General features: G+C 54.1%; 22 protein-coding genes and 1 riboswitch. All 22 genes read right to left on the bottom strand.

Annotated elements, in window-relative coordinates:
* Window positions 1–18 precede the first annotated feature (18 nt).
* Window positions 19–1,353 (bottom strand): stage II sporulation protein D, encoded by a 1,335-nt coding sequence (gene spoIID / locus C7820_RS25965; RefSeq protein WP_116233473.1) that lies wholly within the window; start codon window positions 1,351–1,353, stop codon window positions 19–21.
* Window positions 1,354–1,915: 562 nt separating this feature from the next.
* On the bottom strand, window positions 1,916–3,271 hold the full coding sequence (gene murA / locus C7820_RS25960; RefSeq protein ID WP_116233472.1) for a UDP-N-acetylglucosamine 1-carboxyvinyltransferase: 1,356 nt from the start codon (window positions 3,269–3,271) through the stop codon (window positions 1,916–1,918).
* Window positions 3,272–3,669: 398 nt separating this feature from the next.
* A complete protein-coding gene (locus tag C7820_RS25955) occupies window positions 3,670–3,927 on the bottom strand; it encodes a DUF1146 family protein (RefSeq protein ID WP_116233471.1) in 258 nt (85 codons plus the stop codon).
* Window positions 3,928–4,270: 343 nt separating this feature from the next.
* Window positions 4,271–4,675 (bottom strand): F0F1 ATP synthase subunit epsilon, encoded by a 405-nt coding sequence (locus tag C7820_RS25950; RefSeq protein ID WP_076174668.1) that lies wholly within the window; start codon window positions 4,673–4,675, stop codon window positions 4,271–4,273.
* A gap of 53 nt (window positions 4,676–4,728) precedes the next feature.
* Window positions 4,729–6,132, bottom strand: coding sequence for a F0F1 ATP synthase subunit beta (gene atpD, locus C7820_RS25945; protein WP_076174670.1), 1,404 nt, complete (start codon window positions 6,130–6,132; stop codon window positions 4,729–4,731).
* 248 nt (window positions 6,133–6,380) lie between these two features.
* Window positions 6,381–7,244 (bottom strand): ATP synthase F1 subunit gamma, encoded by an 864-nt coding sequence (atpG, locus tag C7820_RS25940; RefSeq protein ID WP_076174672.1) that lies wholly within the window; start codon window positions 7,242–7,244, stop codon window positions 6,381–6,383.
* A 219-nt stretch (window positions 7,245–7,463) separates the two neighbouring features.
* A complete protein-coding gene (gene atpA, locus C7820_RS25935) occupies window positions 7,464–8,978 on the bottom strand; it encodes a F0F1 ATP synthase subunit alpha (RefSeq protein WP_076174674.1) in 1,515 nt (504 codons plus the stop codon).
* A gap of 16 nt (window positions 8,979–8,994) precedes the next feature.
* A complete protein-coding gene (locus tag C7820_RS25930) occupies window positions 8,995–9,543 on the bottom strand; it encodes a F0F1 ATP synthase subunit delta (RefSeq protein ID WP_089549717.1) in 549 nt (182 codons plus the stop codon).
* Window positions 9,540–10,028: a F0F1 ATP synthase subunit B gene (atpF, locus tag C7820_RS25925; RefSeq protein ID WP_116233470.1), complete on the bottom strand. Its 489-nt coding sequence runs from the start codon at window positions 10,026–10,028 to the stop codon at window positions 9,540–9,542. Before atpF ends, C7820_RS25930 begins: the two co-directional genes overlap by 4 nt.
* Before the next feature lie 142 nt (window positions 10,029–10,170).
* Window positions 10,171–10,395: a F0F1 ATP synthase subunit C gene (atpE, locus tag C7820_RS25920; protein WP_036706394.1), complete on the bottom strand. Its 225-nt coding sequence runs from the start codon at window positions 10,393–10,395 to the stop codon at window positions 10,171–10,173.
* Between the two features lie 88 nt (window positions 10,396–10,483).
* Window positions 10,484–11,293 (bottom strand): F0F1 ATP synthase subunit A, encoded by an 810-nt coding sequence (gene atpB, locus C7820_RS25915; RefSeq protein WP_076174681.1) that lies wholly within the window; start codon window positions 11,291–11,293, stop codon window positions 10,484–10,486.
* 30 nt (window positions 11,294–11,323) lie between these two features.
* Complete coding sequence (locus tag C7820_RS25910; protein WP_076174683.1) at window positions 11,324–11,701, bottom strand: ATP synthase subunit I; 378 nt, start codon at window positions 11,699–11,701, stop codon at window positions 11,324–11,326.
* Complete coding sequence (locus C7820_RS25905) at window positions 11,694–11,951, bottom strand: AtpZ/AtpI family protein (protein ID WP_116233469.1); 258 nt, start codon at window positions 11,949–11,951, stop codon at window positions 11,694–11,696. The genes C7820_RS25910 and C7820_RS25905 overlap by 8 nt, the downstream gene beginning before the upstream one ends.
* A gap of 177 nt (window positions 11,952–12,128) precedes the next feature.
* Window positions 12,129–13,289 carry a non-hydrolyzing UDP-N-acetylglucosamine 2-epimerase gene (gene wecB, locus C7820_RS25900; RefSeq protein WP_089549714.1) on the bottom strand — a complete coding sequence of 387 codons (1,161 nt, stop codon included), beginning with the start codon at window positions 13,287–13,289 and terminating at the stop codon, window positions 12,129–12,131.
* 15 nt (window positions 13,290–13,304) lie between these two features.
* Window positions 13,305–13,934 (bottom strand): uracil phosphoribosyltransferase, encoded by a 630-nt coding sequence (upp, locus tag C7820_RS25895; protein ID WP_076174689.1) that lies wholly within the window; start codon window positions 13,932–13,934, stop codon window positions 13,305–13,307.
* Window positions 13,935–14,514: 580 nt separating this feature from the next.
* Window positions 14,515–15,762 carry a serine hydroxymethyltransferase gene (gene glyA / locus C7820_RS25890; RefSeq protein WP_116233468.1) on the bottom strand — a complete coding sequence of 416 codons (1,248 nt, stop codon included), beginning with the start codon at window positions 15,760–15,762 and terminating at the stop codon, window positions 14,515–14,517.
* Between the two features lie 62 nt (window positions 15,763–15,824).
* A complete protein-coding gene (locus C7820_RS25885) occupies window positions 15,825–16,439 on the bottom strand; it encodes a TIGR01440 family protein (protein WP_116233566.1) in 615 nt (204 codons plus the stop codon).
* Between the two features lie 21 nt (window positions 16,440–16,460).
* On the bottom strand, window positions 16,461–16,916 hold the full coding sequence (gene rpiB / locus C7820_RS25880; RefSeq protein WP_089549712.1) for a ribose 5-phosphate isomerase B: 456 nt from the start codon (window positions 16,914–16,916) through the stop codon (window positions 16,461–16,463).
* A 147-nt stretch (window positions 16,917–17,063) separates the two neighbouring features.
* Window positions 17,064–17,145, bottom strand: a riboswitch (ZMP/ZTP riboswitch).
* Window positions 17,146–17,254: 109 nt separating this feature from the next.
* Window positions 17,255–17,842, bottom strand: coding sequence for a low molecular weight protein arginine phosphatase (locus tag C7820_RS25870; protein WP_076174699.1), 588 nt, complete (start codon window positions 17,840–17,842; stop codon window positions 17,255–17,257).
* Window positions 17,843–17,881: 39 nt separating this feature from the next.
* Window positions 17,882–18,442, bottom strand: coding sequence for a manganese efflux pump MntP (locus C7820_RS25865; RefSeq protein WP_089549710.1), 561 nt, complete (start codon window positions 18,440–18,442; stop codon window positions 17,882–17,884).
* Between the two features lie 86 nt (window positions 18,443–18,528).
* The gene (locus tag C7820_RS25860; protein ID WP_258875437.1) at window positions 18,529–19,611 is read right to left on the bottom strand and encodes an L-threonylcarbamoyladenylate synthase; all 1,083 of its coding nucleotides are present in this window, start codon (window positions 19,609–19,611) and stop codon (window positions 18,529–18,531) included.
* Between the two features lie 196 nt (window positions 19,612–19,807).
* Window positions 19,808–20,530, bottom strand: coding sequence for a stage II sporulation protein R (gene spoIIR, locus C7820_RS25855; protein ID WP_116233565.1), 723 nt, complete (start codon window positions 20,528–20,530; stop codon window positions 19,808–19,810).
* Window positions 20,531–20,689 lie beyond the last annotated feature (159 nt).

Genomic DNA, 20,689 nt, shown 5'->3' with positions numbered 1-20,689 from the left:
TCTCTTTATATTATTTTTTCAATCTTTAGAGAGAAGTTTTGAAGCTTGCGTAAAGTCGATGCCCGTATAGTAGTGTTTGAGAATTTGCGTGGCGGTCGACCCTTCCTTGGCCATCCCGTCCGCGCCCCACTGGCTCATCCCGACGCCATGCCCGTATCCGTACGTGGTGATCTGGATGTCGGCCCCCGAGGTCTTCCAAGTAAACTCGCTGGACCGCAGGTTCAGCTTCTCTCTCACTTCCCGGCCGCTGAACACATGACCCCCGATGGAAATCTCTTTAATCCGGTGCCCCTCCGTCGTAGACAAGACTTGAATGAAAGGCTGTCCCGTCGATACCGTGATAGCCTGTCCGGCCAAACCGAGCTTGGTGATAAAATCTTTCCGGCTGATCGTGACCGTTTCCTTGTACCCCGGTGCCAGCTCTTTGTCCCATGGGCTCGCTACGCTGCGGAGGTACGGGATGTCATCCTTCCAATAATCTTCCGAATTTTCGGTATACCCGTTGCTGGTAGAGAAAAAGGATGCCGTAATCGGCTTGCCTTTATAGGTCATGATCGTATTGCGAGTTTCCCGCACCGCCCGCTGCAGCTTGGCCAGCTCTGCGGATTTCCCCTGCGCCTTCCATTCCTTCTCCAATACTTCTTTAGAGATATACGCCTGGTGGCTGACCGTATCGGTCACCATCGCCTTGCGGTCCGGCACGCCGCTCATGTCGCCGTCGATGAGTCGGCGGACGATAAAAGTGCGGGCCGCGATCGCCTGCGCTTTGAGCGCCTCAAGCTCAAAGTCCGCCGGCATCTCGGCCGCCAGCACGCCGGTGACGTAGTCTTCCATCGGCAGCACTTCCACTTGTCCCGTCTTCGTCAGATAGACGGACACGTTCGGCAGCTGCGCCTCCGCTTGCGGCGCGGCAGGCTTGGCCGGTGCCGGCGCCGGAATGGGCGCAGGCACCGGTGCGGGGTGGTGGTTCGTCGACACCACCACCAGCGTGGGCAGCAGCAGCGCCAAAGCGAGCACCCCGCCCGCCCCCCACAGGGCGGCTGGGGGCACCTTGCGGGCGCTGCCCGGGCGGCGCGGCCCTTTGGCCGGGCCGCGGCTTGGCGGCGGCGTCCATGGGCGCCGCCCCGGGGTGTGCCGGGCGCCGCCAGGTGCGCCCGGGGCCTCGGGCCGGAGCGTGCCTTGGCGCTCCGGCCTCACCGGCGCTGCAGCCTCTGGCGGCTGCGCAGCCTGGCCGGGCAGCAGCGTCAGCTGCGGCCTGCCCGGCTTGGGGGCCGTGCTTCTCGGATCATCCGGCGTGAGCGCTTCGCTTCTGGGAGCGACGGGAATTTTTAATTGTGTGCGTGGATCCTTCATATTCTCTCAAACCTCCGTCCATGCTTCGTCTTCGTTACTAGACCTTCCGGATACCGGCTGCGCGGCGGGCAGATATCGATGGGACGCGGTGCTATCGTCCGCTCCCGTCTTCACCGTTCACATCCGATATTCATACATATGAGAGGCTTGAGAGTGATAGAACCCTTTTTAAGAGAAACAGAGATTGTGCCTTCCAAGCAGAGGGAACCTTCCATTCCTTAAGAGATAACATAGGCTGGGTCAGAACCCGATGCCCTGCATCGTATAGGAAGAAGTATGAACTGAACCAGAGCCGAAACGGCCCAGGGATATCGGCAGGATCGTTTCATTCACCCCGGGAAGTTCCTCATTATAATAAGAAAGACTAGGATTGAGGTGACGAAATCGAAGATAATGGTGGATCGCAGACAATTGGACGACAGAAAAGACCAGGCCGCAACGGGCCTGGTCTTTTCTCAGCTGCTTATGGTGATGACCGCGTAGCGCCGGCCATTTGTTTGTTTACAGTACAATGAATCGTTTCCAGTAAAATGTTCCGCCTATCACAAGATCAAATAAGGACTTACACCCAAGTCGGCTGCACATTCACCAGCTTGACTTCCTCTTCCTTGCTGTCCGCCTCTTTCTTAGCCGCTGCCGGCTGAGTCAAGGTCGGCTCATCGACGGAAATCCGCCAAATATCGGCTCCCAGGCCTTGCAGCTTCTCTGCCAGGTGAACGTAACCCCGGTCGATATGATGCGTTCCACTGACCTCTGTCGTTCCTTCTGAAACGAGGCCCGCCAGAATCAGCGCTGCTCCGGCCCGAAGGTCGGTAGCGCATACCTTGGCGCCTGTCAGCTTGGCACCGCCGGTTACGATGGCCGTACGGCCCTCAACCTTGATCTCCGCATTCATCAGCTGGAACTGGTCCACATGCATAAAGCGGTTCTCAAACACCGTTTCAGTCACGACACTCGTGCCCTCCGACTTGAGCAGCAGCGCCATCATTTGCGACTGCATGTCGGTCGGGAAGCCCGGATACGGCAGCGTCTTGATATCAACCGCTTTAAGCGGATGATCTGCCTTCACGCGTACGCCGTTTTCGCCTGGTTCGATCTCAACGCCCATCTCCTCAAGCTTGGCAATCACTGGACCCAAATGATCCGGAATCGCGCCTTCAACGTACACGTCTCCGCCGGTAATCGCGGCCGCCACCATGTAGGTGCCTGCTTCGATCCGGTCCGGAATGACCGTATGCTCGGTACCGTGCAGCTTCTCCACGCCTTCGATCCGGATAATACCGGTACCGGCGCCGCGCACTTTCGCGCCCATGCCGTTCAGGTAGTTCGCCAAATCGACAATTTCCGGCTCTTTCGCCGCATTTTCGATCACCGTCACGCCTTCAGCCAGCGTGGCGGCCATCATAATATTTTCAGTAGCGCCTACGCTGGCCACGTCCAGATAGATCTTGGCCCCGCGCAGTCTGCCATTACTTTTCGCTTCAATGTATCCTTGTCCCAGGCTGATTTCGGCACCCAGCGCTTCAAAGCCCTTCAGATGCTGATCGATAGGTCTTGTACCGATGGCGCACCCGCCCGGCAGTGAAATCCGCGTATGGCCCATTCTCGTAAGCAGAGGACCCATGACCAGAAAAGACGCCCGCATCTTCCGCACCCACTCATAAGGAGCCTCACATGAGGAAATCGTTTGGGCATTGACCCTCATTACATCGTTTTCGTATGTAATGACTGCACCTATGGATTCCAATACTTTACTGATTGTAATTACATCGTCAAGAGGAGGCGCATCGATAATGATGCTTTCTCCTTCTTCCCCAAGAAGAGAGGCAGCGATGATCGGAAGAACAGAATTTTTTGCCCCGCTGACTTTCACGCTTCCGGTCAGTTTATTGCCACCGCGGACGATAAATTTGCTCATCATGATTCCCTCCGCGTCCAATTTTTCCTTTATTTCTGGATATTCAAGAAATTACATTGCTAATTCCCTAACTTCCATCATAACACTGACCTTTTGACGGATACAAGCGTTTTTTGGCGAATATGCTCCTGAGGAACTATCGCTTCAAGCCGGCCGGCATCAGGGCACGCTAAGCGGGATGAGTTACGAAATCAGACTTTTTCGGCTCCAGGTCCACATCTTTTTTAAACGTGTAAGGCTTTCCTGCCACCATCGGCAAGTGGAACCGCCAGCCTTACCTAAACTGTTCTTTTTCATTGTTGACATAAAAAAATGTTATTATTCGACATCTTTCAACCATGTTCAGTTGCTGAAGTCCTACAAGCAGCCTATCAGTGATATAACCAAACGTTGACCGGTTAAAACATATACCGGATCATGTTGCTCCAGCCGATATAATCGAGCAGAAACTTAGCGACGAAATGCCCCAGTACTACCGCCAGCAGCAGCTGCAGCAGCTTCCCTTGAGCTCCCTTCGGATGCCTGATAAACAGGTCCAGCTTCAAGTTCTGGAGCGCCCACCAAGACAAACCGATGCAGAACAAAGACACCACAATGGACATCAGACCGCTGACTCCGATGGTGCTTGATATGTTGTGTGATACGTCCGAATCCATGCCCTTACCTCCATCATCACTTGATTTAAAAAAAGAATAACGATGAACGCTGGGTGTCCCTTCCAGCAACCAAGCTCATCAAGGGACTATTATATAATACTTGCCTTGACCTCAAGAATCCAGTTCCAATTCCTTTATTTTTGAATAATTTATCGTAAAGCGCTTTCTGTCTAATTTCCTCGGAAATAAATAGGTCATTTGGACTAGTCAGCACCTATATTCTATATGGAATATGGGGATTGTATGACAGAAGAATCCCCTGGTTTCATAGGAACTATACCTTCGGTTTATCCCGTTTCAATAAAAAAGCCTGTCTCTTTAACGAGACAGGCTTTCTGTACTATTATTTACGACCGGCCACATTGATCCGGTTAATCGCTTTTTGCAGGGCCATTTCCGCACGGCGGAAATCGATCTCATCCTGCTTGCCCGCTGCCAAACGGCGCTCGGCCCGCTCTTTGGCGGCACGTGCGCGTTCAACATCGATCTCTTCAGGAAGCTCTGCGCTCTCAGCCAGAACGACAACCTTGTCTTTACGTACTTCAACAAAGCCGCCGTTAACCGCGATCTCGGTAGTTTTCTTGCCGCTCGTCACGGCAATCGGAGCAACCCGCAGCGGGGTGACCAACGGAATGTGGTTCGGCAAAATGCCGAGCTCACCCTCCACACCGCGTACAACCAGGCTGTCCACCTCTCCGGAATAAGCCACGTGGTCCGGTGTGACGATTTCCAATAAAAAGGTGCTCACTTACATCCCTCCCTGAATGCTCACTTCGGAAGCAGTTAGCTCCCGGCAGGACACTATTCCAACGTCTTCGCTTTTTCTACGGCTTGTTCAATCGTTCCAACGAAGAGGAAGGCTGCTTCAGGAAGGTCGTCGTGCTTGCCTTCGAGAATTTCCTTGAAACTGCGGATCGTTTCTTTAACCGGTACATAAATACCCGGCATGCCGTTAAACGCTTCGGCCACGTGGAACGGCTGGGACAAGAAACGCTGTACGCGGCGGGCACGGCCTACGATCAGCTTGTCGTCCTCGCTAAGCTCATCCATACCGAGGATGGCGATGATATCCTGAAGCTCGTTGTAACGGGCCAGGAGACGCTTAACGCCTTGAGCGACGTTGTAATGCTCTTCGCCCACGATTTCAGGCGTCAGGATCCGGGAGCTCGATGCCAGCGGATCCACCGCCGGATAGATACCCATCTCGGAAATTTTACGCTCCAGGTTGGTCGTTGCGTCCAAGTGGGCGAACGTTGTAGCTGGAGCCGGGTCCGTATAGTCATCCGCAGGCACGTAGATCGCCTGGATCGACGTAACGGAACCTTTTTTCGTGGAAGTGATCCGCTCTTGAAGCTGACCCATCTCGGTTGCCAGCGTTGGCTGGTAACCTACCGCGGAAGGCATCCGTCCGAGGAGGGCGGATACTTCGGAACCGGCTTGGGTAAAGCGGAAAATGTTGTCGATAAACAGCAGCACGTCTTTGCCTTCTTGATCACGGAAGTATTCCGCCATCGTCAGACCCGTCAGTGCCACGCGAAGACGGGCGCCCGGCGGTTCGTTCATCTGTCCGAATACCATCGCCGTCTTGCTGATAACGCCGGAATCGCTCATCTCGTGGTACAGGTCGTTACCTTCACGGGTACGTTCACCTACACCCGCGAATACGGAAATACCGCCGTGTTCCTGAGCGATGTTGTTGATCAATTCCTGGATCGCCACGGTTTTACCTACGCCGGCACCACCGAAGAGACCGATTTTACCGCCCTTTTGGTAAGGAGCGAGAAGGTCGATAACCTTGATCCCTGTCTCCAGCATTTCTGCTTGGGTCGACAGTTCGTCGTATTTTGGTGCTTCACGGTGAATCGGGCTGGAAACCTCGGAAGTCACTTCGCCCGCTTCGTCGATCGGCTGTCCCAGTACGTTAAATACGCGTCCGAGGGTAGCGGATCCTACCGGAACAGTGATTGGGCCGCCCAAATCCACTGCTTCCATACCACGAACGAGTCCATCAGTGGAGGACATGGCAATGCAGCGCACCATGTTATCGCCCAGATGGTTTGAAGCTTCCAGAGTCAAGTCAATCTGGCGTCCGCCAGCGACTGTGCCCTCAACTTTAATTGCATTGTAGATTTCCGGTAGTTGACCTCTTTCGAATTCGATGTCGACAACCGCACCCATAATGCTGACAACGCGTCCTTTGTTCATCTTTTTTGTTCCCTCCTACAAGTCTGCTGTATTCGCAAACCTAAATCGTAAGCCATGCGGCTTAACGGTATGCTCCGTGCAAGGTTCTATTATGAAATATAGATCATGTCTATCGCAGGTAACCGAAGCCGACAGACCGATTAAGGATGAGTTTGCTGCTGAAAACCAGGCGGGGCTTCTCCATACGCGGACAAGCACCCCCGGGTTATGAAAACTGTTATTCGAAAATAAGACACCGTCTAAAAATCTTATACCTGAGCGTTCGCACCAGATACGATTTCCGTAATTTCCTGCGTGATCGCCGCCTGACGCGCACGGTTGTAAGACAACGTCAATTCGTTGATCAGCTTGGTCGCATTCTTCGTCGCCGCGCCCATCGCCGTCATCTTGGCACCCAGCTCACTGGCTTTGGCGTCCAGCAGTGCGCTGAAGATCAAGGTTTCGGCATATTTAGGAAGCAGCGCTTCCAGAACGGCTTCCGGGGATGGCTCGTATTCGTAGCTGGCCACCGGAGAAGCTGCGGATTCCATGCTGTCCATCGGCAGGAGCAGATTGGCTTCCGGAATTTGCGTCAACGCGTTCACAAAGCGGTTGTAGATGACGTACAGTTCATCGATTTTGCCTTCCTCAAACTCGCGGACCGCTGCGGAAGCGATCGACTTGATGTCAGCAAACGATGGCGTGTCGGACAAGTCCGTAACCTCTTTCACAATCGGAAGCTCTCTGCGGCGCATGTAGTCGCGGCCTTTCCGTCCAATCACGAACAATTCGTATTCATCATTGGACTTATGGCGTTCCTTAATCATCGTCGAGACAAGCTTCAACACGTTGGCGTTCGAACCGCCCGCAAGACCGCGGTCGGAGGTGATGACCAGGTATCCGGTTTTCTTCACGGGACGTTTCTCAAACATCGGATGCTTGATGCCTTTGGTACCGGACGCGATGCTGGAGACCACTTCCTTCAGCTTCTCGGAGTATGGACGGGAATGCTGCGCCATCTCCTGGGCTCTTCTCAGCTTGGAGGCAGCGACCATTTCCATCGCCTTCGTGATCTGCTTCGTGCCTTGAATACTTTTGATCTGACGTTTAATTTCGCGTAATCCTCTTGCCATGTTTTCACCACCTCAAAACTTTAGCAGAGCTAAAGTTACTTCGAAAGCATTTGCATAGCTTTGACGTAGTCAAAGCTAACTTCGTAAGCGAAACTGAACTTTAGCAAAGCTAAAGTTACTTCGAAAGCATTTGCATAGCTTTGACGTAGTCAAAGCTAACTTCGATGCGCATATCTAAAAAGATGAACCCGAGCCTTGCGGCCCGGTTCACGTCCAGGCTTACGCCATCACAGCAAAGCCTCTTTTAAATTTATCAATAGCCGCTTTCAGAGCCGTTTCGTTGTCGGCAACCAGATCTTTGGTATCGCGGATGGATGCCATGATCTCAGGATGGTTGCTTTCAAGGAACGCCAGGAATTCGCTCTCGAAACGACGGATGTCGCCGACAGGAATGTCGTCCAGGTGTCCTCTGACTGCCGTGTACAAGCTGGCTACCTGCTGCTCAACGCTGAGCGGCTGGTTAACCCCCTGCTTGAGGATTTCCATCAGTCTCGCACCACGGTTCAAACGGGCCAGCGTGGATTTGTCAAGGTCGGAACCGAATTGGGAGAACGCTTGAAGCTCGCGGTACTGGGCCAAATCCAGCTTCAAACCGCCGGCGACTTTTTTCATCGCCTTGAGCTGCGCGGAGCTACCTACCCGGGATACGGAAATACCTACGTTGATCGCCGGACGCTGTCCAGCATAGAACAGTTCGGACTCAAGGAAGATCTGTCCGTCCGTGATCGAAATAACGTTGGTTGGGATATATGCGGATACGTCGGACGCCTGTGTTTCAATGAAAGGCAGAGCGGTTAATGAACCACCGCCGAGTTCATCGGACAGCTTCGCCGCGCGTTCCAGCAAACGGGAATGCAGATAGAATACGTCACCAGGATAAGCTTCGCGGCCTGGAGGACGTCTGAGGAGCAGGGACAATTCGCGGTATGCCGCTGCCTGCTTCGACAAGTCATCATAGATGATCAAGGCATGCTCGCCTTTGTACATGAAGTACTCACCCATTGCACAGCCCGCATAAGGAGCGATGTACAAGAGCGGAGAAGGCTCGGAAGCCGATGCGGTAACGACGATCGTGTAGTCCAGAGCGCCGTGACGGCGAAGGTTTTCCACGACGTGCGCAACCGTCGATTGCTTTTGGCCGATGGCGACATAGATACATTTCACGCCATTGCCTTTTTGGTTAATGATCGTATCGATCGCGATTTGGGTTTTACCCGTTTGACGGTCACCGATAATCAGCTCGCGCTGTCCGCGGCCGATTGGCACGAGAGCGTCAATCGCTTTGATACCGGTTTGCATTGGCTCATGTACCGATTTACGGTCGATAACGCCTGGCGCGCTGCTCTCAACCGGACGATAAGCAGAAGCTTCGATCGGTCCTTTGCCGTCCACTGGCTGACCAAGCGGGTTGACAACGCGTCCGAGCAGGGCTTCCCCAACAGGAACCTGCATGATGCGTCCGGTACGTTTTACTTGGTCGCCTTCTTTGATTTCCGTGTAAGGTCCGAGGATAACGACACCTACGTTGCTTTCTTCCAAGTTCAGCGCAAGGCCTACGACACCGTTGGCGAACTCGACGAGCTCACCGGCCATAACATTGTCGATCCCGTGAATACGGGCGATACCGTCACTTACTTGAATAACGGTGCCGACTTCGGCCACTTCGATGTCAGATTTATATTGTTCAATTTGACTTTTAATCAGCGTACTGATTTCTTCAGGTCTGATACTCAAGTGTCTTCACCCCTATCTACTGTGCTAGTCTGTTAAAAGACTTTTCAAGCCGTTCCAGCTTCCCTGCCAAACTGCCGTCGTACAGCATATCGCCGATGACGACTTTTACACCGCCGAGCAGATTTTTATCAATCACGTTGGTTACGCGAATTTTCTTCTTAGCCAATGCTCCAAACTCCGCGGCAACCGTTTCGATTTCCTGGTCGCTCAGCGGATAGGTGGAGTACACCGTGGCGTCCGCAAGTCCAAGGCTTTCGCCTTCGATCCGGACGTAGCTGTCCAGCAGGTCGGCGAACAGATCCGCTCTGCCCCGCTCGATCAGCATATCAACGGTGTTCATGACCGGCTGGGATACTTTGTCTTGAAGGGCCTTCTTCAGCACATCCAGTTTCACCGATACGGCAATGTTGGGCGTGGAGATAAAACGGCGGATCTCGTCATCCTGGGTAATGGCCCCAACGACGGCCTTGAGCTCCTGCTCCACTTCCAGCGTTTTCTGCTGCTGCGCAGCCACTTCAAACAGCGCCTTCGCATAACGCTTGGCTGCTATTGTCTCCCGGCTCATGGTCTGCCCCCTACCTCTTTAAGGTACTGGTCCACGAGCTCTTCCTGAGCTTTGTCGCTGCTGACTTCCTTCTCAAGCAGCTTGGATGCGATCTTCACGGATACGGCGCCCAGCTCGCTGCGCAGCTCCTGAACCGCCTTGTTCTTTTCGCTTGCGATATCGCGGACAGCGTCCTCTTTAATACGGGCAGCTTCCACTTTGGCTTGTTCCATAATCTGGTCAGCCTGTTTGCTGCTCGTTTGTCTGGATTGCTCGATAATGTCGTAAGCCTCTTTGCGCGCATTTTCCAGAGCTTTTTTCTGTTCTTCTACGTAAGCAATGGCTTGTTCGCGGGTTTGTGCCGCTTCGTTCATTTGACTCGTCACAAGCTCACGGCGCTTCTCCATGATGGAGAACAACGGACCGAAAGCATATTTGCTCAGGAGCCAATACAGAATCACAAACGCAATCAATGCCACAATGAAAGACGAAGGGATAATATTCAATCTAGTCACTCCTTTCCGGTGCACGTTCAATCTTGTTCATCAGACAATCAGATAAGGAAGGATCCAAGAACCTCCCTTATCTGACGGCTAAAAAGAAGGCGCGGATGGCCGTGGCCTTCCCCGCCAAACCTTACTGCTTAAATTAAGCTCCTGCGTAGAACAAGAACGCGAGTACGACACCGATGATTGGAAGGGCTTCGACCAGACCTACACCGATAAACATTGTCGTTTGAAGCGTAGATTTCGCTTCTGGCTGACGAGCGATACCTTCAACCGTTTTACTTACGATCAGACCGTTACCAATACCTGCGCCAAGTGCGCCCAAACCTACTGCAATCGCAGCTGCAAGAAATGCCCAAACTCCCATTGATAAAATCCTCCTTAGAGATGTGTATTTGTTATTATTTATGTTTAGTTAAGAGTGAAGAAAGAAAACTCCAAGCTTAACTTTGAAGCTAGTGTTCGTGTTCGTCGTGACTTTCTATCATTTGTGAGATATAAACCATCGTCAGGATCGTAAAGACGAATGCCTGGATAGCGCCGACGAAAATACTGAAGCCCTGCCAAACGATGAGACCGAGTGCGGAAGCGATGTATCCGCCTACGCCGAGTGCGGTCAGTTTCAACAGAACCGAGATCAGCACTTCACCCGCGAAAATATTACCGAATAGACGCATGCCCTGCGTCAGCAGCTTCGCAAACTGCTCGATAACGTTGATCGGGAAGAAGAACCAGTAAGGTTGGAAATAGTGCTTGAAATAACTCTTTGTATTTCTGGTCATTCCCAGGAAGTGCGAAAGGAAGAATACGATAAACGCGAGCCCCATGGTAACCGAGGCATCAGCCGTAGGTGATTTCCACCAAGCCAGCTCGACTTCTTCTACATCCGGATGTTTCGCAAATTCTTCGGTGACAGATACGATTTCTTTGCCAAAGATATGCGCATGTTCCGGATCGTGGACTCCTGTAACGATACCAAAAGGAAGACCCAATAGGTTGCCGACGAAGATAAACATAATAAACGTCAATCCAAGGGACAGAAAGTGCTTCCCCTTCTTCCAATCCATCGTGCTGGAAATCAGGTTCTGGACAAATTCCACCGTCCATTCCATGAAATTCTGCAATTTCCCCGGGTTTTCGACTGACAAGTTACGGGTTGCCAGCTTCGCGATCACAAACACGATTACGGAGGTTACGATGAGCATCAGGATTGTGGAAAGGTCGAATTTTATGCCGCCCAATTCAATAATCGGTGATGTATGCATGTTTTTCTCACCCCTTTCTCAGTTGAAGGTCTACTCCTGTTTACGAGACAATCGAATCCCTATGAATAAGAGAAGAAACTGTGCCAATACCAGTGTTGCCGCTACGGCATACAGGTTAAACGTCTCCGGCCTTTGATAGGCCACAACGACGGCCAGCACACTGAGGGCTGCACGGGTCAGAAAACCCATATTTACTCTCTTGCCGCCCCCGCCTTCGACTGAATCCAACACTTTTTGCACTTTATAGCCCAAATAAAAGCTATTGGCAAGGCTGACACTGGAGCCAAGCACCATACCCAGCGCTATACTCCGGTATTGCGGGAAGACAGCAGCACCCAAGAAGCAAAGAGCCAGGAAATAAAGTGTCGCTCTAGTCAATACCCTGCGGTATTTCCATAGTTCACTCATCACTTTCCCCCATGACTGCCTTGGTGATCATAAAAACGCTTACGCCGCCAATCGCCAGACCCAGCAAAACTCCGAATGCAATCCAGAGTCCGGGTCCTCCCCAAATCTTGTCCAGCCAGGAGCCGAGATAAAAGCCCCCTAAAGTACACGCGGCCAGATCGATTCCGATGGCGCTTACAAGGCCCGCATACTTCAGAGGGCTTGCAGCAGCATTTTTATTGGATTTTTGCGGCTTATCAGGTTGATTCATCTCTGTCCACCCTCTAATCCCAGTTCATTTTACTGAATGACCCGAGAGTTTGTCAATTGAACAAATCCGTGTCGAAACTGGCTGGAAATGTGACTTAAATCACTGCAAAAAGCCCGCAAATCCGTGTCAACCGTACAGTTTAACTGTATGCTGTACCCTTTGCCCTCAGAATATGGCTTAACTTTCCTTTGTGAACATTCTGTGAAATTGTTCCGGACGTTCATTTTTGATGCCAAAATGATGCAAAATCGCGTCGACAATCCGCTGGGATGCCTTGCCATCTCCGTAAGGATTCGCGGCGCCGCTCATCGCATTATAGGCCTCCTGATCGGTCAGCAAATGCTTCGTCCGTCCGTACACTTGTTCCTCATCCGTTCCGACCAGCTCGAGCGTTCCCGCCTCGATCCCTTCCGGTCGCTCGGTCGTGTCACGGAGCACCAGCACCGGCACACCGAAGGATGGAGCTTCTTCCTGAAGACCGCCGGAGTCCGTCAAGATGAGATGCGTATGCGGATAAAAATTGTGCAAGTCTACAACATCCAAAGGTTCAATCAGCTTAATTCTTGGATGATTGCCCAAAATTTGATGTGCCGGTTCTTTGACCGCCGGGCTTGGATGGACCGGATACACGATGGCGATATCGTCGAATTCGTCAGCGATCCGCTTCACGGCACGGAAGATGTTCAGATGAGGCTCGCCCTGCGATTCGCGCCGATGCGCCGTCATCAGGATCAGCCGCTTGCCCTGCGCCCAGTCGAGCACCGGATGGTGATAATCCGACTTGACGGTGTACTGGAATACGTCGGTAACGGTATTGCCGGTCACGTAAATGTGGGACTCGTTCTTGTTCTCCTTCTTCAGGTTGCCTGCAGACCAGTCCGTCGGGGCAAAATGAAGATCGGCAAGCACGCCGGTCAGTTGGCGGTTCATCTCCTCCGGATAAGGGGAGAGCTTGTTCCACGTTCTCAGGCCCGCTTCGACATGTCCTACCTGGATCTTCTGCAGGAAGGCCGCATAGCTGGCCAGGAAGGTCGTCAGCGTGTCTCCGTGCACCAGAACGATATCAGGCTTGGCCTCTTTCAAAACCGGCTCCAGGCCCTGCAGAACGCGGATAGTCACCTCGTTCAGCGTCTGATTCTCTTTCATGACGTCCAGATCGAAATCCGGCGTAATCTTGAACACCTCGAGCACCTGATCCAGCATCTGACGATGCTGGGCCGTTACGCAGACGACGGATTCGATATGCTCGGGATGCTTCTGCAGTTCTAAGATGAGCGGAGCCATCTTGATGGCTTCCGGGCGCACCCCGAAGATCGTCATCACTTTAATTTTTGACATATGGTTTCCCTCTCCTTACTTGGTTCCGTACAGCCGGTCTCCGGCGTCTCCCAGTCCCGGAATGATATAACCGTGATCGTCCAGCTTCTCGTCCAGGGCAGCTACATAAATGTCCACGTCAGGATGGGCTTCCTGTACGGCTTTGACTCCTTCCGGCGCGGCGATCAGGTTCATCATCTTGATCTGGGTGCACCCCCGCTTCTTCAGGACGTCGATCGCGGCAATAGCCGATCCGCCGGTCGCCAGCATCGGATCGATGACGATCAGCTCGCGCTCGGTCACGTCCGTCGGCAGCTTCGTGTAATACTCGACAGGCTGCAGCGTTTCCGGATCGCGGAACAGGCCGACATGTCCCACCTTGGCGGCGGGAATCAGCTTCAGCATGCCGTCGAGCATGCCGAGCCCGGCGCGCAGGATCGGAATCAGGCCGAGCATGCGGCCCGCCAGAACCTTGCCGTCCATCTCAGCGACGGGTGTCTGCACCTTGACCGACTCGAGCGGAACCTCGCGTGTAATTTCGTAAGCCATTAAGGAAGCAACCTCATCGACCAGTTCGCGAAAATCTTTCGTGTTCGTCCGCACATCGCGGATAAATGTCAGTTTGTGTTGAATCAAAGGGTGATCACAAATCACCAGTTTTCCCATGTTAGTCCCTCCGGTTAAATCGTAAGTCTAAGTGCTGTCATTGCCGGTTAGTTAGATGCCCATTCGCATACGATACATGCAAGTACACAAATCTTATTTATTATATCATTCCTGGAAATGATTTTGCACCCAAGAAAGATATGTTTATTCTGGCCCAAAGATCAGCCGGCTTAAACGTTAACCGAAAGACCGCGCAAGGGAACCGGCATGTTGTAAACACCCCGTAAAGACCCGCCAATCTGACATCTGCCCTTCGCATCTACCAGTCTTAAATCTAGCAGCTCCCTCTGAACTACTATATAAAAGCCACTCTAAGAGTGTGAAGGCACACATCCGCTGTGACGACAGAAAGGTTTATTGACCTATACGGCTTTTGAGAGCGAAAAGAAAAACGTTTTATCGGCATTCATTCTCAGAAAACAGACCGCGTTTAGCGGGAGTTTCTTTTGCGAGATCAGGATGGTTAGCCTCGAAACCTCGGAATATCTCTATTTTTCTTATCTCTAAAAAAAGGGACCGGAGAACATTCCCCAGTCCCTTATATTCTCACAGACCTATACTTCTCAAGATCGGTGTCCTATTAGTAGTTCAGTTCAGGATACAGCGGATATTGATCCGTCAGTTCCTTCACCATCGCCGCTGCTTTGGACAGCACGGCTTCGTCCTTAGGCGCCTTCAGCGTCATAGCGATGATCTTGCCGATTGTCACCATAGCCGCTTCATCCATGCCGCGGGAAGTCGCAGCCGGCGTACCGATCCGGATTCCGCTCGTGACGAACGGGCTGGTCGGATCGAACGGAATGGCGTTTTTGTTGACGGTGATACCGACGGAGTCCAGCACCTTCTCGGCGTCTTTCCCTGTAATGTTTACGCTGCGGGTATCCACCAGCATCAGGTGGTTATCCGTGCCGCCGGATACGATGTTCAGGCCTTCGCTGATCAGCGTCTCAGCCAATACTTTGGCGTTCTTCACCACGTTTTCGGCATACGTTTTGAACGATGGGTCCAGCGCTTCGCCCAAGGCTACGGCTTTGGACGCGATAACGTGCATCAGCGGACCGCCCTGCGTGCCCGGGAACACGGCCTTGTCGATGGCCGCAGCCCATGGCTGCTTGCACAGAATCATGCCGCCACGCGGTCCGCGGAGCGTTTTGTGCGTTGTCGTCGTAACAAAATGGGCGTGAGGCACCGGGTTCGGATGAAGCCCGGCCGCAACTAGGCCCGCGATATGAGCCATGTCGACCATGAACAGCGCGCCTACGTCATTGGCGATCGAAGCGAGAGCTTCGAAATCAATCGTACGCGGATAGGCGCTCGCACCGGCGACGATCAGGCGCGGACGATGCTTGAACGCAAGCTTGCGGACTTCGTCATAATCGATGAGGAACGTATCTTCCTGGACCCCGTAAGCGACGAAGTTGTACAGCAGACCGGATGCGTTCACCGGGCTTCCGTGCGTCAGGTGTCCGCCATGGGCAAGGTTCATCCCGAGTACGGTGTCCCCTGGTTTTAGCGCTGCCAGGTATACGGCCATGTTGGCCTGAGCGCCGGAGTGCGGCTGCACGTTGGCATGCTCGGCTCCAAACAGTTCTTTCGCACGGTCACGGGCGATATCCTCAACGATATCGACGCGCTCGCAGCCGCCGTAGTACCGCTTGCCCGGATATCCTTCGGCGTATTTGTTCGTGAGGACGGAGCCCATGGCTTCCATAACCGCTTCACTGACAATATTCTCCGATGCGATCAGCTCGATGTTTGCACGCTGACGCTTCAGTTCCAAATTCATGGCCTCGAGTACAGCCGGGTCCTTCTTACGCAATTGATCCATGTTAATAGTTCCTCCCTTATTGGAATTCAAAATAAAATGTTCACTTTAATCATCCGCTCATGTTAATCGCAAAGATCTGAACTGCCGCCGTCACGGTCGGCTCTTCCGGCTTCTTCATCCAGACGGTACACCGCCCGTTCGCCGCCGATCAGCTTGGGCCGCGTGTAGGCCGCATTCACGCGCGCATGCCCCACATACCGCAGGGTCGGGCGGAAAGGTACCGCCACACGCCGCAGATGCATGCCGATCATCGTCTCGCCGATGTCGATGCCCGCGTGAGCCTCGATCGCTTCGGCCAGACAAGGCTCCTTCATGGAACGGTAAGCAGCGGCAGCCATAGAGCCGCCCGCTTTCGGAACAGGAACGGCGGCGACCTCGGTTAAACGAAGGCGCTCCAGTACGGAACGCTCCATCACCAGCGCCCGGTTCAAATGCTCACAGCACTGAAACACCGTGTCGAAGCCGAACTTGGCCCGGACCTCGCCGATCGCCTGCAGCAGCTCCTCAGCAACCCCGAGTGCCCCGGAAGTGCCGATGCGTTTCCCGGCCACCTCACTGGTGCTCGTTCCGACAACCAGTACCTTACCAGGGCCAAGCCCCGCGGCTTCCACCAGCTCATGAAGAATTTGGGATACCTGTTCTCCCAGCGAAACTTCCAATGGACTGCCACCTGACATGCTTTCCATGAGAAAACCTCCCTAATTGTGCAGATACCGCTCTTCAATCGCTTTAATCTTGTTCACGCGCCCGACATGACGCTCGCCGCCGCTGAACTCCGTGCCCAGCCACGCCTTGACGATTTCCTGGGCCAGACCTGGACCGATGACGCGTTCGCCCATCGCCAGCACGTTGGAGTCGTTGTGCTCCCTTGTGGCAATCGCCGAGAACACATCGTGGACCAAGGCGCACCGGATGCCCGGAACCTTGTTCGCCGCAATGCTCATGCCGATGCCTGTTCCACAGATCAGGATTCCCCGGTCGGCCTCGCCTTTGGTAACCAGATCGCACACAGGGAGAGCATAGTCGGGATAGTCCACGGAATCCGTGCATCCGCATCCCACATCCGCAACTTGATGCCCCATTCCTTCGATCACGGCAATGATGTCTTCTTTCAAACGTATACCCGCATGATCTGTTCCAACAGCAATTTTCATCTTTCGAAAAACCTCCTAAAATTTCGCGCAATACAGAGAAACGAATCTAGCGCTCCCCGGTATTCCCGTGACTTCTTGTACCATTATAACTCATTTGCAGCCACTAGACGAAAAAAAGAGCAGTCCGCGGATCATTCCGCAGAATTGCTCTTTTGCCCAGGCGACCGGCCGTATATTCCGGTGCTCCATCGTGGTTGGATCCACATTGTCGCCAGTTACACCGGAACCGATGTTTTTCACCTTCATCATAAAGCATGACGCGATGAAAATCAATCTGCAAATTTACTCCATTTTTTCAGGCCTAGGCTCCTGCCCAAGTGCCAATTTAAGCTTGTTTCTTAAAATGTACGGAACGCCTCCAGCTTATCCAGCAGCCGCTCGATAGCGGCGCGGATTTCTGCGGCGGTAACATCGTAATCATCGCGGGACCCGCCGAACGGGTCCGAAATATCAAAGCTCGGGATCCGCTGCTGGATCTCGATCAGCCGCTCCCGTTCCTCGTCCTCCAGCTGCTGTCCGAGCGCCCGCTTCATTTCCCAGGTGGCGTACAGGCTGTCGAGCTCCTGCAGGTCCTTGATCACGTTCTCGTCATCTTCGGTGTATTCCTTCAGGGTATAAATTTTGTCAGCCGCGAGCGGAAAGCTCCGGATCACATGCTGCTTATGCCCCTGGGTCAGTGTCAAAATCAAATCCGCCCAATCCACCGTGTCGGCCCTGAGCGGCTTGGCGGTCAAATGCTCATCGATCTCGTGGTCCCGCAGCACCGCTTCCGCATGACGCGAGATGGGTGTCCCTTCAAGGGCGGCCACACCGGCCGAACGGACTTCGAGCGGAACGCTGCGCTCCTTGGCCAGCTTGCGAAGCAGAGCTTCGGCCATCGGGCTGCGGCACGTGTTACCCGTACAGACAAACAAAATATGCTTCACGTCTCTAGCACCTCCCGAAGTGTCTTTGCCGATATTGTATCAGAAGATAAAGGCGAGGCCAAATGCCAGCAAAATCGCGCCGCCAAGGGCCTCCCCGTATTCGCCGAGATTCCGGCTTACCCTCCTGCCGAGCAGGAGTCCAAGCACGGCCATCGCGCCCCCGCAGATCCCGAAAGCCAGCACGGTCAGAATCCGGTTGCTCTCAAACATCCCCAGGGATACGCCTACCGAAAAGGAGTCAATGCTGACGCTGAGCGAAAACAGCAGCATCCCCAGCAAAGAGCGGTGATCCACCATTCGCGTTTCGCTTGTTTTGAAGGCATTCAGGACCATGTGCCCGCCCAGCAGCACAAGCAGCCCGCCGGCAACCAGGGCGGCTACTTGTCCAAGCAGCGAACTGACGTAATATCCCATAAACATTCCCAGCAGCGGCATCAACACATGGAAAAGGCCGATCAGCAGACTGATCTTGAGAATATGCAGCAGCCGGATTCCTTTCATGCCGATTCCTACGCCCAGAGAGAATGCATCCAGTCCTAATGCGACGGCCATTATCATGATTGTCATCAGCTGCCCTAAACCGGCAGAAGTCTCCAACATCCCTATTCCCCCATGTCCGTTAGGTTCTTGTACAACCATATGCGGACAAGAGGTAAATGATGTCTCTTAAAAGGTGCGGCGAGAGGTCACAAGCGCACAACCCGCTGGCCGGCGGCCTTGCGGAGCCGGTTCATAATGGCAGCGCCCAGACCCTCTTCCGGGCAGGCTTCCGACAAAATAAACGTCACGCCTTCTTCATCCATGCGGCGAAGAGCGGCGTACAGCCGGTGGGCGGCCGCTTCCAGTCCGGCAAGACTGCCGAGGGACTGCACGCAATCCGCGGCGTAACGGCCGATATGCTCCTCGAAAGCCATCACGCCGGTTCTCTCCCCGCGTCCCGCCGCGGCCTTCAGCTGCTCATCGATCCAGCCGGATACCTGCTCCGGCGTGCCGCCCTGCACAATGGTGAGCGCACCCTTGGGAGCGTAGTGCGTATATTTCATGCCGGGCGATTTCGGTGCGACGATCTCCTCTTCATCCGGAGAGCGTTCGATTCCCGGATCGGTCGTCACCGCCGTCCCGGAGGCGGCGGCAAGCTGCTCGCTAGTAATGCCGCCGGGCCGGAGAACGGTGACGCCGCCGTCTTCCTGGACCTGCACGACGGTGGATTCAAGGCCGACCCCGGTCGGCCCTCCGTCCAGAATACCGTCGATCAGCCCGCTCAAATCTTCCTCGACATGGCCCGCGAGCGTCGGGCTCGGCCGTCCCGAGCGGTTGGCGCTCGGCGCCGCCACCGGACAGCCGGATTCACCGATCAGCTTCAGCGCGATCGGATGGTCCGGCATCCGGATGCCGACTGTCGCCAGCCCCGCCGTTACGCGCGGGGACAGCACGCCCGGCCGAAGCGGCAGCACCAGCGTCAGCGGGCCGGGCCAAAAAGCCGCCATCAGCCGCCGCGCCGTATCGCTGACCTCCGTCACGAGCCCGTCCAATTGGCTTGCATCCGCAATGTGGACGATGAGCGGATTGTCGGACGGACGGCCCTTGGCCTTGAAAATCGCCTCGACAGCCTCCGTATTCCGGGCATCCGCCCCAAGGCCGTAGACGGTTTCGGTCGGAAAAGCAACGGTACCGCCATCCCGTAGAATGGCGGCTGCCCGGCCGATCGACTGCTCTGCACGGGACACCGCTTCCCTCTCCGCTTCTGCGGCAGCGGTGCTGCGTCCCATCAATACGGTCACATCCCATACCGGTGTGGCATGGCTCTTATTTGCATCATGGGTGGAAGGAGCGCTTCCTCCATCCTGCCCTTGGTTCAAACCTTTCATCGCTGTTCATTCCTGTCATCGAAATTGGTATGTTTTATTATAGCACATCTGCAAAATCCCCATGACGCACGCCCCTGGACAGGATGACTGTTAGTTCCTAAGCGAACAGCCCCGTCAGCCAGGACCACAGCCCAGAGAGCATGTCTACCAGGAAGAAGCGAACTTCCGGCTGGGAAGCATCGGCAGCTGCTTTCCCGGAAGCTTGAGCGGATGCCGTATCCGTCACCTTGGCCGACGCCGTGGTCACGGCGCCCTTAGTGTCACCCTTGGCATCCGCGGGTTGAGCCTTGGCATCGGCAGGCTGAGCCGCAGCATCTCCACTGGCCGCATCGATGAAGCAGAGCGGAGGGAACAGCACGCACCACCAATTTTGACCGTTGCCTGCCCCCAGTGTGATCCGGAGTGCTTCATAGTTCCCGGCTGGATACACTGTACCGCCGTACAGTTTGGTCGGAAACGGCACGATGCCCAGTTCAACATGGTAATCGTAATGAATGCCTCTCTTCTCCAGCTCACGGCCCACCAGATCGTTCAGTTCCGGCAAATGCTCCCGGATTGTCGTTCTCGCCTGATCCAGGCTTTGCGGGTCCTCAAGCTCCTGTACCCAGCCGTTCATCTCCGCTACTACGGCATCGCGAATCTCGCGTTTGACCAGCTGGTCATCCGGATTATCGGAATTGGCCAGGATGCGCAGGCGGATGGATTCCTGCGGAATCGGCCCGCCGGCCACGGCCGCGTCGGTCTTTTGGCTCTCCCACATCATGGCGATCATAAACAAAATACAAAAAATAATGGCGGTATCCTTCACTAAGTCGCGCAGCCAGTCTTGCCCTCTATATTTCCCCTGCTTCATCGTCTTTTCCATTTTCCCCGGGCCCCTCTCTATCAGAACAATTCTATGATAGTTCTTAGTATGTCCGGGAATGGTAGAGTCTAAACCTAGCAATCTATATATAGATTGAATTAAAGAAATCCAACC

This window comes from Paenibacillus sp. VMFN-D1, assembly GCF_003386155.1.
Taxonomy (GTDB): Bacteria; Bacillota; Bacilli; order Paenibacillales; family Paenibacillaceae; genus Paenibacillus_AQ; species Paenibacillus_AQ favisporus.
The sequence above is the reverse complement of the archived record's forward strand: the minus strand, read 5'-3'. Positions and strand labels throughout refer to the sequence as shown.

Coding starts and splice junctions, on each gene's coding strand:
- glyA (WP_116233468.1), bottom strand. CDS start 15,762: ATGGATCAATTGCGTAAGAAGGACCCGGCTGTACTCGAGGCCATGAAT.
- upp (WP_076174689.1), bottom strand. CDS start 13,934: ATGGGAAAACTGGTGATTTGTGATCACCCTTTGATTCAACACAAACTG.
- C7820_RS25905 (WP_116233469.1), bottom strand. CDS start 11,951: ATGAATCAACCTGATAAGCCGCAAAAATCCAATAAAAATGCTGCTGCA.
- C7820_RS25860 (WP_258875437.1), bottom strand. CDS start 19,611: ATGGGACGCAGCACCGCTGCCGCAGAAGCGGAGAGGGAAGCGGTGTCC.
- rpiB (WP_089549712.1), bottom strand. CDS start 16,916: ATGAAAATTGCTGTTGGAACAGATCATGCGGGTATACGTTTGAAAGAA.
- C7820_RS25955 (WP_116233471.1), bottom strand. CDS start 3,927: ATGGATTCGGACGTATCACACAACATATCAAGCACCATCGGAGTCAGC.
- atpD (WP_076174670.1), bottom strand. CDS start 6,132: ATGAACAAAGGACGCGTTGTCAGCATTATGGGTGCGGTTGTCGACATC.
- spoIID (WP_116233473.1), bottom strand. CDS start 1,353: ATGAAGGATCCACGCACACAATTAAAAATTCCCGTCGCTCCCAGAAGC.
- C7820_RS25865 (WP_089549710.1), bottom strand. CDS start 18,442: ATGTTGGAGACTTCTGCCGGTTTAGGGCAGCTGATGACAATCATGATA.
- wecB (WP_089549714.1), bottom strand. CDS start 13,289: ATGTCAAAAATTAAAGTGATGACGATCTTCGGGGTGCGCCCGGAAGCC.
- atpG (WP_076174672.1), bottom strand. CDS start 7,244: ATGGCAAGAGGATTACGCGAAATTAAACGTCAGATCAAAAGTATTCAA.
- murA (WP_116233472.1), bottom strand. CDS start 3,271: ATGAGCAAATTTATCGTCCGCGGTGGCAATAAACTGACCGGAAGCGTG.
- C7820_RS25885 (WP_116233566.1), bottom strand. CDS start 16,439: ATGTCAGGTGGCAGTCCATTGGAAGTTTCGCTGGGAGAACAGGTATCC.
- atpE (WP_036706394.1), bottom strand. CDS start 10,395: ATGGGAGTTTGGGCATTTCTTGCAGCTGCGATTGCAGTAGGTTTGGGC.
- C7820_RS25930 (WP_089549717.1), bottom strand. CDS start 9,543: ATGAGCCGGGAGACAATAGCAGCCAAGCGTTATGCGAAGGCGCTGTTT.
- atpB (WP_076174681.1), bottom strand. CDS start 11,293: ATGCATACATCACCGATTATTGAATTGGGCGGCATAAAATTCGACCTT.
- C7820_RS25910 (WP_076174683.1), bottom strand. CDS start 11,701: ATGAGTGAACTATGGAAATACCGCAGGGTATTGACTAGAGCGACACTT.